The organism is Flavobacterium sp. (assembly GCF_043722275.1).
Lineage (GTDB): Bacteria > Bacteroidota > Bacteroidia > Flavobacteriales > Flavobacteriaceae > Flavobacterium.
In genome coordinates this window covers 22231-36083 of sequence record NZ_JAYSPC010000153.1, presented here as the reverse complement: position 1 = coordinate 36083, position 13853 = coordinate 22231, and the positions used below count along the sequence as shown (strand labels likewise).

Sequence of the window (13853 nt, the reverse complement as noted above, 5' to 3'; positions counted from 1 at the left end):
TTTTAGCCTAAAGCTTAAAGCTTATAGCCTATTGCGCGAAGCATTTACTTGCTTGCAAACATTTTTACGTCATTTTCAGAAATTTCCGTTCCTCCTAAAATGATTAATCTTTCGACAACATTTCTAAGTTCACGAATATTGCCTGTCCAATCATATTCTTGTAATAATTGTACGGCTTGTGCCGAAAATACTTTTACAACATTCCCTTGCTCTGAGGCAATTTTCTCTGCAAAATATCTTACTAGAGCCGGAATATCATCACGTCTTTCGTTCAATGGCGGAACTTTTATCAGGATCACTGCCAAACGATGGTATAAATCCTCACGGAAACGACCTTCGGCAATTTCGACTTTTAAATCTTTATTGGTGGCAGCCACAACACGCACATCGACTTTAATATCTTTTTCAGCACCCACTCTGGTAATCATACTTTCTTGTAAAGCACGTAAAACTTTGGCTTGCGCCGAAAGACTCATATCACCAATTTCATCTAAGAAAATAGTTCCTTTATCAGCCGCTTCAAACTTTCCTGCACGATCTTTCACCGCCGATGTAAAAGCTCCTTTTACATGACCAAACAATTCGCTTTCAATCAATTCACTTGGAATCGCAGCGCAGTTTACTTCAATCATTGGAAAATTAGCACGTTCGCTTTTTTCATGTAATTGATGAGCCACTAATTCTTTTCCTGTTCCGTTAGGTCCTGTAATTAAAACTCTGGCTTCGGTTTGCGCTACTTTATCAATCATCATTTTAATATGATTGATGGCTTCGCTCTCTCCTACCATTTCGTAGTTTTTACTGACTTTTTTCTTTAGGATTTTATTCTCAACTACAAGTTGCTTTTTATCTAAAGCATTACGAACAGTATTCAATAAACGATTTAAATCAGGCGGTTTTGAGATATAATCAAAAGCTCCTAAACGCATGGTATGAATTGCGGTTTCCATATCGCCATGACCGGAAATCATCACCATCGGAATTTCAGGTTTGATTTTTTTTGCTTCTTCCAAAACCTCAACACCGTCCATTTTTGGCATTTTGATATCACACAAAACCAAATCGTAATCGTTATTTTTTATCTTCTCAAGACCAGCAACGCCATCTTCTGCTTCATCTACCTGATACGTATCATTTTCTTCTGATAAAATTTTTACCAAAACTCTCCTGATCGATGCTTCGTCTTCTATAATTAGTATTTTACTCATTCTTTTTCTAGGTTCAAAGTTGCAAAGGTGCAAAGGAACAAAGTTTAAAATCTTTGTCACTTTGTTCCTTTGAACCTTTTATTATTATAATATTTTTAATACTCTTTGTGTAATTCCTTAAAATTCTATGTACGACATATAATTCCAATATTCAAAAACCTTTGCAACTTTGTATCTCTGAACCTTTGCAACTAAAAAACTAATATTTAAGCCATCTATACAATTCTTTCCACGTTGGTTTTTTGCCGTACATTAAAATACCAATGCGGTAAATTTTGGCTGCGAACCAGACAACAAGGAAAAAGGTTGCAAACAATAATGATACCGAAATTGCGATTTGCCACCACGGCACTCCAAACGGAAGTCGCATTAACATTACTATTGGCGAGGTTAGCGGAATCATTGAAAATACAACTGCAATTGTTCCGTGGGGATCGTTTACAACTGTGAAAAATCCGATGTAAACACTTAAAATAAGCGGCATAATAATAGGCAAAAGAAATTGTTGAGAATCGGTTTGATTGTCAACTGCGGCTCCAATTGCGGCATAAAATGAACTGTATAAAAAGTAGCCTCCAATGAAATAAACCACAAAACCAAATAAGATACTTGCGATTGGCAAATTCCATAATTCGCTAATATACATTTGTGCCGTTCCTGACATTTCATGTTGTGCAGATTGCATTAATTCCGGTGAAATTCTCGCTGTTGGTCCTACATTTACTCCAAAAAATGTCGAAGCGGCAAACATTAATCCTAAACCAATTATTGCCCAGATCATAAATTGTAATAATCCTGCTAATGATGTTCCTACGATTTTACCAATCATTAACTGAAATGGTTTTACCGATGAAATAATGATTTCTATAATTCTATTTGTTTTTTCTTCGATGACACTTCGCATTACCATGTTTCCATAAATGATAATAAACATCATGATTAAATATCCAAAAGCTCCGCCAATTCCTATTTTAATTTCATTTAATCCTTTTAAACTTTCTTCGCCGGAAGCTTTTACTAAATGAATATTAACTGCTGATTGCGCTTTTTGAATTGCCAAAGTATCCAGTTTTGCCGACTCAAGATTTATCTTTGTAATCTTTTCGGCTATGACATCCTGCGTTTTTTCGATAAAAGAAATACTTGGACTATTGTTTGAAATAAATTCGATTTTACTTTCTAAATCTCTTAAATTATTTGTCTTTGGAATAATAATTAAACCGTCAAAACTTTCATTCGTAATGCTATCCTTTAATGCCTGTGTATCAATTTTAGATAAATTCAGGTATTTAAATGCTGCGTCTTTTTTATTCTGCCTGACAAAATCGTTTGCAAACAAACCTGTTTCATCATGAATGGCGATTTTTTTGGTTTCTGCTTTCATCGAACTCAAATAACCAATAAATCCAGCAATTGCAACGAACAATAACGGACTTAAAAAAGTCATGACAACAAAAGATTTATTGCGGACTTTTGCAATAAATTCTCTTTTTATAATTAATGATACAATGCCCATAAATATTTTAATTTTCAAATTCCAAATTCCAATTCTGACGTATTTCAAAATTGGAATTTGGGATTTATTTTTTGAATTTTATATTTTATCAGTTACTGTTTGAATAAAAATATCGTTTACACTCGGGATTTTTTCTACAAAATGTGTTACTTGTCCGCGTTGTGTCAGGATATTCAATAACTCATTTGGCGTTGAATTCCCAATCTGAATATCTAGTTTTAAATCATCGTTTAATGATTTGAAATTTGCCGGCGCCACAGTAAATTTTTGTGTAATGTCATACATTAGACCTTCGACATTGCTCGTCAAAATGCCAACTTCAAAACTATTGGTTCTAAACTGACGTTTTACATCGCTTAGTTTTCCTTCTATTAATTTATTCGATTTATGAATTAAAGCAATATGATCGCAAAGTTCTTCAACACTTTCCATTCTGTGTGTCGAAAATATAATTGTTGCGCCTTGTTCTTTTAATGCCAGAATTTCATCTTTGATCACATTAGCATTTACAGGATCAAATCCGGAAAACGGCTCATCAAAAATCAGCAATTTTGGTTTATGCAATACACAAACCACAAACTGAATTTTTTGCGCCATTCCTTTTGAAAGTTCCTGTATTTTCTTGTTCCACCAACCCTGAATTCCCAAACGGTCAAACCAGTATTCCAGTTGCACTTTTGCTTCGGCTTTAGAAAGTCCTTTCATTTGCGCCAGGTACAAACATTGCTCACCTACTTTCATTGATGTATACAAACCTCTTTCCTCAGGAAGATAACCAATTGTCTGCACATGTTTTTGCTGCAATTTTTCTCCGTCCAGAATTATTTCGCCGCTATCAGGCAAAGTAATTTGATTTATAATACGAATAAGGGAAGTTTTTCCAGCTCCATTAGGACCTAATAATCCGTAAATACTACCTTTTGGCACATTTAATGAAACTTCGTTAAGCGCTACATAATCACCGTATTTTTTTACGACTTTATGTACTTCGAGTAAGTTGCTCATGCTATATTTAAGATTTTCTGCGTCAGTTTGATCATTATGACCAACAGCCTGTAAAAGTAAATAATTCAGAGCGAATCTTTGTATAATTACGCAAAAAACCCATTCTAAATTTACATTAGAATGGGTTTTTATATTTATTAAACATTTTAGAAAAAAGTTTACCTTATGAAAACATATCTTTTACTTTCTCAAAAAATGATTTTTCTGATTTTTCAGGATTTGGAACAAAATGTTCGTCGGCTAAAGCATTTTCAAAAAATTGTTTTTGCTCTTTATTCAACGTTTTAGGTGTCCAGACATTTACATGAACCAGTAAATCTCCGCTTCCGTAACCGTTTATACTTGGAATACCTTTTCCTTTTAATCTTAGGATTTTTCCGGATTGAATACCTTCTTCTAATTTAATTCGAACTTTTCCGTTGATTGCTTCGATATCTTTAGAAACTCCTAAAACTGCTTCAGGAAAACTAATGTATAAATCAAAATGAATATTTTCACCTTCACGTTTCAGGAATTCGTGCTCTAACTCTTCGATAGCAACAATTAAATCACCAGGAACGCTATTTCCGGGAGCATCATTTCCTTTATTAGAAACTTTTAATTGCATGCCATCAGTAACTCCAGCAGGAATTTTGATTGAAACAGTTTCATCTTCAACAACCATTCCCTGAGCATCTGCTTCAGAAGGTCTTTTATCTAAAATCTGACCTGAACCACCACAAGTTGGGCAAGTTGATGCAGATTGCATTCTTCCTAAAATTGTATTTGTTACACGCATTACTTGTCCCTGACCGTTACAAGTCGAACATGTTTTGTATGTTACTCCTTTAGCCTGAACTTTACGTTTTACTTTTACTTTTTTCTCAACACCATTTGCAACTTCTTCTAAAGTCAATTTTACTTTAATTCGAAGATTACTTCCTTTAGAACGACGAGGACCTCCGCCACCGCCTCCACCGAAGCCGCCAAATCCACCACCAAAAATATCACCAAACTGGCTGAAAATGTCATCCATATTCATTCCACCGTGGCCACCGCCGCCAAAACCTCCGGAACCATCAAAAGCCTGGTGTCCGTATTGATCGTATTTAGCTTTTTTGTTAGGATCGCTTAGAACTTCATAAGCTTCTGCCGCTAATTTAAAGTTTTCTTCTGCCTCTTTGTCTCCCGGGTTTTTATCCGGATGATATTTTAAAGCGCTTTTTCTGTAAGCTTTTTTAATTTCGGCAGCATCAGCACCTTTTGAAATGCCTAATATTTCGTAAAAATCTTTTTTCATAATTTAGATTAAATTCCAAATCTTAAATTCTAAATTCCAACTATTAAAATTGACTTTCAGAATCTTATTTGCATTTTAGTTTCCGATTACCACTTTAGGAAAACGAATAATTTTGTCTCCCAATTTGTATCCTTTTTCGATAACATCAACAATTTTCCCTTTTAATTTCTCAGACGGAGCTGGAATTTGGGTAATTGCCTCAGCAAAATCAGCATTAAAAGCATCACCTGCCCTTACTTCAACTTGCTCTAAACCTTTAGAAACCAAAGTACTTTTGAATTTTTCGTGAATTAACTCCACTCCTTTTTTCAAATTTTCATCTTCAGATTTGTTGATTTCTACAGTTGCTCTGTCAAAATCATCTAAAACCGGAAGCATTGCTAACAAAACTTCTTGATTTGCTGTTTTAAACAAATCCATACGTTCTTTTGAAGTTCTTTTTTTATAATTTTCAAATTCAGCAAATAATCTCAAGAATTTATCTTTTTCTTTTGCCAAGTCTTGAGCTAATTGCTCTTCAACACTTAATTCTTCAACAATTAATTGCTCGCCATTGGCATTATTTTCTAACGTTGCATCATCTAATTCTTGATCGAACTCTGTATTTTCCGTAGTCATATTACTTTTATTTTTAAAAATATTTTTAAACTTCATTTTGTATTCTTTCTGTTGGATTGCAAAAGTACTGCCAAATCTTTTAAAATGTCAAATTGTCACTTTATTAAAACTGAGCTATTTAAAAAGAAATATTAGAGCTAAGAAATTTAGTATAATTTTAAGACTATTACGTTTTAGTTTATACTATATTTGGGATTCCAAATTGGAAATTAAAGATTACCTATCAAAATTGAATTTAAGGGTTGGCCTCGGCTTCATAAATAATTATTAATTCAAGTTTACCTTATATTAAAAAAAGCTTCGCCTATTACAGACGAAGCTTTTTTTTATGCTTTTTATCTTTAGCGAGATCAATACTAAAAACCTAATAGAACGAAAAAATTTACAGCAAACAACGCAAAGTTTTTTTACGCTTAAGCTTTATAAAAGACAAAGCTCGCAAAGCTTTGTGTACTTAGATTGTATAAACACAACTTAAATCTTAGTGAACTCTGCAATAAAATTTAGCTTTCTCTGCGGTAAAAAACAATTAGGGAGCTAAAATTTGTAATATTCTCCACACCATTTAGCGTTGAACCGCAAAAAAAAATTCGCAAAGCTTTTTATTGATTTAGCTTTGCGAACTTTATATTTTATTAATATATTCTTAGATAAAAATCTTTGCGTTCTTTGCGGTAAAAAACAATTAGATATATTTTTTTTATTGCACGGGCGGAGGGATTCGAACCCCCATCAACGGTTTTGGAGACCGCTATTCTACCCTTGAACTACGCCCGTAATAAGTCGCAAATTAAAAGTATTTTTTCTTTTCCTGCAATTAATTTCACGCAGATTTAAAAAGATTTTAGCAGATAAATGCTAATGATTCATTAACACAATCACCACCAAAGCTTTGTGAATTATGTATTCTTAATCAAATTAAAAACTTTGCAATTTTTTTGTGCTCTTTCTGGTTATTTTGGCCACGAATTAAAAAATTAAAATTCGTGAATTCGTGGCAAAAAACTTTGTAGATTTTTGGTTAAACTCTTACGCCAATAAAGCAGCTTTCAATCCTTCAAAATCAACAGAAACCTGTTCTCCTGAAACTAAATTTTTAAGAGAATATGAATTATTTTCAATTTCCTGATCGCCTGCAATTACAGCAAACGGAATCAAGCGCTTATCAGCATATTGAAACTGTTTCCCCACTTTTACATTATCAGGATACAATTCTACTTTGATATTTTCTTGTCGTAATTTCTGAATCGCTTGCGAAGCGTATAAAGCCTCAGCATCTCCGTAATTGATAAACAATGCTTTTGAAGTTGCTACTACGGTCTCAGGAAACAATTGCAACTCTTCAAGAACTAAATAAATTCGGTCTAAACCAAAAGAAATTCCAACGCCGCTCATATTTTTCAAGCCAAAAATACCTGTCAAATCATCGTATCTTCCACCTCCGCCAATAGAACCCATTGAAACGGTTTTTGGTGCGGCTACTTCAAAAATAGCTCCGGTATAATAATTTAATCCACGTGCAAGAGTTACATCAAGATCTAAAGTTGCTGTTGACAAACCTAAAGTTGCCACATTGTCACAAATAAATTTCAATTCCTCAACACCTTTCATTCCTTCTTCCGATTCTGCTAACAGACTTGAAAGTTGATTTATTTTATCTGAAAAAGTTCCTGTAAAACTAAAAAGTGGCTGAACTTTAACCAAAGCTTCTTCGGCAATACCTTTTTCGATCATTTCTTTTTTAACGCCATCTTCACCAATTTTATCGAGTTTATCAAGAGCAACGGTAAAATCAATCAACTTATCTGATGCGCCAATTACTTCGGCAATTCCGGATAAAATTTTTCTATTATTGATTTTGATCGTAACACCTTCTAAACCTAAAGACGTAAAAACCGTATCATATAATTGAACCAATTCTACTTCCTGCCATAATGATTTTGAACCTACAACATCCGCATCACATTGATAGAATTCTCTGTAACGTCCTCTTTGTGGGCGATCAGCTCTCCAAACCGGTTGGATTTGGTATCTTTTAAAAGGAAATTCAATTTCGTTTTGGTGTTGCACAACATATCTCGCAAACGGAACGGTTAAATCATAACGTAATGCTTTTTCAGAAATTTTTCCCGTAAATTTATTCAGCTCAATTCTTTGATCCAGATTAATTGTTTCAGCTGAATTTACTTGTAAAGATTCTATAGATTCCGGTAATTCGATTTTATTTTTATTAAAGAAAAAGTTTCCTGAATTCAATATTTTAAAAATCAGGCGATCACCTTCTTCTCCATATTTCCCCATTAGAGTATCTGAATTTTCAAACGAAGGTGTTTCGATCGGCTGAAAACCAAATTTCTCAAAATTATTTTTTATGTTCTGAATAATATATTGACGTTTTGACACCTCTGCAGGCGAAAAATCTCTTGTTCCTTGTGGTATGCTTGGTTTTGAAGCCATCTTTTTTATTTTAGATTTCTGATTTTAGATTGTAGATTTTTGGGAATCTTAAATTAAAATTTTTCTTGGATTATTTTATTTTTAGATTTCTCTATTTCTAATGGACTGCAAATATCTTATTTTTTAAAATAAATAATGCCTGTTCGAAAACAAACTTGTAACAAAAAACGTATTTTCGTGACAAATTGGTCATGATGCTAAAATTATTTAAAGAAAATATCCGAATTGCTTTTGGTTCTATCAAAACACAATTGTTGCGTACCATTCTTACCGTATTAATTATTGCGATTGGGATTACTGCTTTGGTGGGAATTTTGACCGTTGTAACAGCACTTGAAAATACTATTTCGACCAATTTTGCTTCTATGGGAGCAAATACTTTCAACATCAATCAGTACGAAAACAGCCTTAAAAACCGCGGAAGCAACGAACGTGAAATCGTAAATCCTATTATTTCATATCCGGAAGCTGTAGCTTTTAAAAACAAATATAAATATCCTTTTACCGAAACTTCTTTATCATTTACAGCCACTAAAACGGCAGAGGTTAAATATTTAGATAAAAAAACAGATCCTGAAATTAAAATTCTTGGTGTCGACGAACATTTTATTGCCAACTCTGGTTTAGAAATTAGTTTAGGCCGTAGTTTTAATCAATTTGATATTGACAATAACACTTATTCCTGCATTGTAGGATCTGATTTTGAGAAAGGATTATTAAAAGATTTGAACCCAATTGATAAAATAATTTCCATTCGCGGTGCTCGTTTTAAAGTCATTGGTGTTTTAAAAGAAAAAGGATCAACATTTGGAAACAGTCAGGATTTACGTGTTTTAATTCCAATTCAGGTCGCGCGTTCCTTATTTACTGCGCCTAATATCAATTATACAATGAGCGTAATGGTTTCTAAAAAAGAACTTTTAGACCAGGCTATTGACAACGCAACAAGTACAATGCGAAGAGTTCGAAAGTTAAGTCCAACCCGTGACAATAATTTCGGAATTGGGCGTAGCGATGATTTAATAAATCGTATTTTGGGAATCACAAAATATTTGGGCTGGGCATCATGGATCATCAGTATTATCACCATTTTAGGATCTTCAATTGCATTAATGAATATCATGATTGTTTCGGTTACAGAACGTACACGCGAAATAGGCGTTAGAAAAGCTTTGGGAGCAAAAAGAATAACGATTGCCGTTCAGTTTTTTATCGAAACTTTATTGATTGGACAAATTGGAGGTTTGATTGGTATTGTAATCGGAATCCTTTTAGGTTTTGCCATTGCAACCGCAATGAGTTTTGTATTTGTAGTGCCTTGGGTTGCGATTTTTGCCGCTTTTGCGACCAGTTTTACTGTTGCAATTGTTTCGGGATTATATCCTGCGATCAAAGCATCAAAACTCGATCCTATTGAGGCTTTGCGTTATGAGTAATTTTCAGTTTTCAGTGGCAGTTTTCAGTGAACTGAGATCAAATTATGTAGAAATATTTGAAGCAGTAATTTATCGTTTCATAACACCTTTTGTCCCGCTATACGTTACAATCTTTTATGGCTCCCGAAGCCTCGGGACCCGCATAAAAGGATTTTCACTTCTATCGGGGCTAGATTAGAAATTTTATTTTTTCAATAACTTCTCTTTAAAAAATTATGCAGTTTTAGAAACCTTGCATGAAATCATTCTGTCATTATCATAAATATCTCTTCGTAATTCTATATTTTTGAAATCCATTTTTTCAAGTAAATCTCTGGTTTCGTCGCCTAAATACTGATTGATTTCAAAATACAATTGTCCGTTATCCAAAAGATTATTTTGTGCCAGATTGGCTATTTTTCTGTAGAAAATCAATGCGTCATTATCTTCGACAAAAAGTGCCAAATGTGGTTCATAATCCAGAACATTCTTTTTAATTTCCTCTTTTTCTAAATTACGAACATAAGGCGGATTTGAAACAATAATATCAAAATTACATTTCAAAGCTTCTGTCTCTAAAATATTCTGAAGCATAAAAGTTACGCCGGTTTTATTGTTGATCGCGTTTCTTTTTGCGGTTTCTATCGCTTTTTTCGAAACATCAATTCCGTAAACTTCAGCATTGGGGATATTTTTTGCCAAAGAAATTGCAATACAACCGCTTCCTGTACCAATATCAAGGATTTTTATTTTTTTAGAAGTATCAATTTTTGAGTTTTCATTGATAATCCATTCGACCAATTCTTCTGTTTCAGGTCTCGGAATCAAGACATTTTCATTGACTTCAAAATCTAATCCATAAAAATGAGTTTTCCCCAGCAAATACTGGATTGGTACTTCTTTTTTTAATTGAGTTAAAAATGAATCCCAAACCACAAAATCGCTTTCTGAAAACGTCAATTCATGATTTAGAGCTAAATCAATTTGTCGTAATTTATGTTTGTCTTCTAATATTAAATAGAAAAAACTCTCCGCTTCATACGCATCGTAAAAAGGGGATAATTCTTTTATAAATTGAGTACGATATTGTTTGATTCTCATTTTGAGTTTATTTTAAACGCCGCAGCTTTTTGTCAATTATTATCATCTTATTTAAACTATTAACTTTATTATATTTCCTAGCAATCAAACTGAACTGATATTTCGGCAGCTTTTTTCATCACATCATCATTTTTAGCTTTTGATGAAAGAAATAAAATTACCCGCTCTTCTTCATAATCTCTACTTGCGCTAAAAATCAAATCCAGTTTTCCGTCTCCGTCAATATCTCCTGCAAAAAGTAATTCTACAAAGGTATCATTAAACGATTCTTCGGCTAAAAGCAATTTTTCAACACCATTTCCTATAGTTAAATAGAGTTTATAATTTGCTACATTCTTAAAAGCTTTGTCACCATCATTGTCTGAATCTGTTTTATCCTCAGACAAAACTTTTCCTTCCGCTCTAAGAACGTAATTAATACCATTAAATGTATAAGTTACTTTTTCTTTTGGCCAAACTTTATGTTTATTGATTTTTAAAGACTTTATTTTTCCAAGTTTTAAACCTGGATTATCCATAAAAACAATCGTTTTATTTTTCGGAATAATTGACATTAAAGAATCTCCTGAACATTGGTCAAATCCTTTTTCTATTTTAAAATCGGCTTTAGCCAAATAATATTCACCATTATCTTCATATAAATCAATCCACTTATCTGTTAAGGATGAAGCCGGATTTACGTCGTAGGTTCGATAACTGCGGGGTAACAAAATGTCAAAATTATTTTTATTTTTTTCATCTGCTGTAGTTTCCTCCTTTTGAACAGAATCCTTAACAACAGTATTATTGGCGACCTTAACTTTTTTGTCTTCCTTTTTTTCTTTAGAATTATTACAAGAAAACAAAACCGAGACTAAAACAATTCCAAACACAATTTTTTTCATATGATTATAAAACTTTTAACATCCACACTGGGCAAGAACTATGCCCAGTATTTCCTAATGGTGCATGTAAATATTCAAAACCTGATTTTTTATATAATTTTTGAGCGGCATGCATAAATGGCATTGTTTCGATATAACATTTTTCAAAACCAAAAATCCTTCCCTGCTCTAAGCATTTTTCCATCATTTTTGCTCCAATTCCTAAACCACGGGTTTCCGGTAAAAAATACATTTTTTGCAATTCACAAATTTTAGAATCGCCATTTTCTAATGGCGCAACTCCTGAACAACCAACTATTTTACCTTCGTTTTCAACGACAAAGTAAGCTGATTTCGGTTTGTTATATTCTTCAAACATTAAATCTAAATACGGATCTGCATATGCTGTTCCTACTTTGGGTATTTCCATTTCGTCAAAAACCGATCGTATTAATTGAGCAACAGCCTGATTGTCTTCTTTTTTAATTGTTCTGATAATCCAATTTTCCATAATTTTTTATTCGTATAACTTCTTACAAAAGTAAAAAATACTTTTTGATAGTTTCTTAACTTATGCCTAAACTCAAAAATAACTACTTTTGCAGTGTGAATATACATGAAAAATACATAAAACGCTGCATTGAACTGGCACAAAATGGCTTCGGAACAACATATCCTAATCCGATGGTGGGAAGTGTAATTGTTTACGAAAACCAAATTATTGGAGAAGGCTGGCATAAAAAAGCCGGACAACCACACGCCGAAGTCAACGCAATACAATCTGTAAAAGATAAATCGCTGCTAAAAAAAGCTACTATATATGTGAGTTTAGAGCCTTGCAGCCATTTTGGAAAAACACCTCCTTGTTGTGATTTAATAATAGAACACAAAATCCCGAATGTGGTTGTAGGAACTGTAGATCCTAATGAAAAAGTGGCCGGAAATGGCATAAAAAAACTAATTGCCGCAGGCGCAAATGTAACGGTTGGTGTTTTAGAAAAAGATTGCAACGAACTCAATAAACGCTTTTTTACTTTTCATCAGGAAAAAAGACCGTATATAATATTGAAATGGGCAGAAAGTCAGGATGGTTTTTTATCACCTGAAAAAGAGATTAATAAGAATCGAAAACCTGTTTGGATTACCAATCAATATTCAAGACAATTGGTGCATAAATGGCGCAGTGAAGAACAGGCAATATTAGTAGGAACTCAAACTGTTATTGATGATAACCCGAAATTAAATACCAGAGACTGGTCAGGAAACAATCCGGTGAGAGTGGTTTTAGATCAAAATAATCGCATTTTAAAAGAGAGTTTTATTTTTGATGATACTGTTAAAACAATTGTTTTTACCAAATCTGAAATTAGCCTTCCAACAGAAAACACTAACTTTGAAGTAATTGATTTTAATCAAAATATAATTCCGCAGATTTTAGCTGTTTTACATCAAAATCAAATTCAGTCTATTATTATCGAAGGCGGATTGCAAACGCTACAATCTTTTATAGATGAAAATATTTGGGATGAAGCCAGAATTTTTATCGGAAAAACTACTTTCGGAAAAGGAACAAAAGCGCCCGTTATTCAAAAGAAAAATTTGACCAAAACTTACATTCAAAGCGATGAATTAATAAACATTAGAAATCATGATTGATACTATAATTTTTGACTTTGGAGATATTTTTATCAATTTAGACAAACAAGCGACTATTTCAGGATTGCAGAATTTAGGCATGACGGAATGGAGCGCCGAGTTAGATCGTTTGAATCTTTTGTTTGAAACGGGAGATATTTCGCATGATGATTTTTTGGCAGGTTTTCAAAAAGAACTTCCTAATGCATCTATTGAAGAAATCCTAAAAGCCTGGAATGCTGTTTTGGCTGATTTCCCTTTATATAGATTAGAGTTTTTACAGTTGCTTTCTCAAAAATACCGATTATTTTTATTGAGCAATACTGATTCGATTCATATTGCAACTTTTGAACACGCAAGTGGAATTTCATTTTACAGTGATTTTTATCAATGTTTTGAAAAGGTTTATTTTTCGTTTGAAATTGGAATGCGAAAACCAAATCCTGAAGTTTTTCAATACTTAATCAATAAACACGAACTATCACCAAAACGTACTTTGTTTATAGATGATAAAAAAGAAAATACAGATTCTGCCGCAGCTTTAGGCTTTCATGTCTGGAATCTACAAGTTGGACAGGAAGATGTTGTTGATTTATTCGATAAAAAAATAATTTAACTGCCAAAAGTTTTCTGCCACAGATTAAAAGATTAAAAATATTTTTTCACGCAGATTCTGCAGATTTAAGCAGAATTAATTATAATCTGCGAAGATCATCTCAAATCTTTTTAAATCTGCGTGAAAAACTTAGTCACACT

At 33.0% G+C, this 13853-nt stretch carries 12 protein-coding genes and 1 tRNA gene; 3 read left to right on the top strand and 10 right to left on the bottom strand.

Annotated features, from left to right (window positions below; genetic code table 11):
* Positions 1–44: 44 nt before the first annotated feature.
* The 7 genes from ACHZDT_RS18730 to hisS form a co-directional block, all read right to left on the bottom strand.
* Complete coding sequence (locus tag ACHZDT_RS18730; RefSeq protein WP_394776210.1) at positions 45–1208, bottom strand: sigma-54-dependent transcriptional regulator; 1164 nt, start codon at positions 1206–1208, stop codon at positions 45–47.
* A 199-nt stretch (positions 1209–1407) separates the two neighbouring features.
* Positions 1408–2724 (bottom strand): ABC transporter permease, encoded by a 1317-nt coding sequence (locus ACHZDT_RS18725; protein WP_394776208.1) that lies wholly within the window; start codon positions 2722–2724, stop codon positions 1408–1410.
* 78 nt (positions 2725–2802) lie between these two features.
* Positions 2803–3729 (bottom strand): ABC transporter ATP-binding protein, encoded by a 927-nt coding sequence (locus ACHZDT_RS18720; protein ID WP_394776207.1) that lies wholly within the window; start codon positions 3727–3729, stop codon positions 2803–2805.
* A 163-nt stretch (positions 3730–3892) separates the two neighbouring features.
* Positions 3893–5008, bottom strand: coding sequence for a molecular chaperone DnaJ (gene dnaJ, locus ACHZDT_RS18715; RefSeq protein ID WP_394776206.1), 1116 nt, complete (start codon positions 5006–5008; stop codon positions 3893–3895).
* A 75-nt stretch (positions 5009–5083) separates the two neighbouring features.
* Entirely contained in the window at positions 5084–5662 is a 579-nt protein-coding gene (locus ACHZDT_RS18710) for a nucleotide exchange factor GrpE (RefSeq protein ID WP_394776205.1), read from the bottom strand.
* A 670-nt stretch (positions 5663–6332) separates the two neighbouring features.
* Positions 6333–6403 (bottom strand) — tRNA-Trp (locus ACHZDT_RS18705).
* A 252-nt stretch (positions 6404–6655) separates the two neighbouring features.
* Positions 6656–8083, bottom strand: coding sequence for a histidine--tRNA ligase (hisS, locus tag ACHZDT_RS18700; RefSeq protein WP_394776204.1), 1428 nt, complete (start codon positions 8081–8083; stop codon positions 6656–6658).
* Positions 8084–8274: 191 nt separating this feature from the next.
* On the opposite strand from hisS, the gene ACHZDT_RS18695 reads away from it, so the two are divergent.
* Positions 8275–9519 carry an ABC transporter permease gene (locus tag ACHZDT_RS18695; RefSeq protein WP_394776202.1) on the top strand — a complete coding sequence of 415 codons (1245 nt, stop codon included), beginning with the start codon at positions 8275–8277 and terminating at the stop codon, positions 9517–9519.
* A 213-nt stretch (positions 9520–9732) separates the two neighbouring features.
* Here ACHZDT_RS18695 and prmC read toward each other — a convergent pair whose 3' ends face one another.
* The 3 genes from prmC to ACHZDT_RS18680 form a co-directional block, all read right to left on the bottom strand.
* A complete protein-coding gene (gene prmC, locus ACHZDT_RS18690; RefSeq protein ID WP_394776201.1) occupies positions 9733–10599 on the bottom strand; it encodes a peptide chain release factor N(5)-glutamine methyltransferase in 867 nt (288 codons plus the stop codon).
* A 77-nt stretch (positions 10600–10676) separates the two neighbouring features.
* Complete coding sequence (locus ACHZDT_RS18685) at positions 10677–11483, bottom strand: hypothetical protein (protein WP_394776200.1); 807 nt, start codon at positions 11481–11483, stop codon at positions 10677–10679.
* A gap of 4 nt (positions 11484–11487) precedes the next feature.
* A complete protein-coding gene (locus tag ACHZDT_RS18680) occupies positions 11488–11973 on the bottom strand; it encodes a GNAT family N-acetyltransferase (protein WP_394776199.1) in 486 nt (161 codons plus the stop codon).
* 95 nt (positions 11974–12068) lie between these two features.
* Between ACHZDT_RS18680 and ribD the strand changes: the two genes are divergently transcribed.
* Both ribD and ACHZDT_RS18670 read left to right on the top strand, forming a co-directional pair.
* On the top strand, positions 12069–13118 hold the full coding sequence (gene ribD, locus ACHZDT_RS18675; protein WP_394776303.1) for a bifunctional diaminohydroxyphosphoribosylaminopyrimidine deaminase/5-amino-6-(5-phosphoribosylamino)uracil reductase RibD: 1050 nt from the start codon (positions 12069–12071) through the stop codon (positions 13116–13118).
* Positions 13111–13713, top strand: a complete 603-nt coding sequence (locus tag ACHZDT_RS18670; protein WP_394776197.1) for an HAD family hydrolase — start codon at positions 13111–13113, stop codon at positions 13711–13713. Before ribD ends, ACHZDT_RS18670 begins: the two co-directional genes overlap by 8 nt.
* Positions 13714–13853 lie beyond the last annotated feature (140 nt).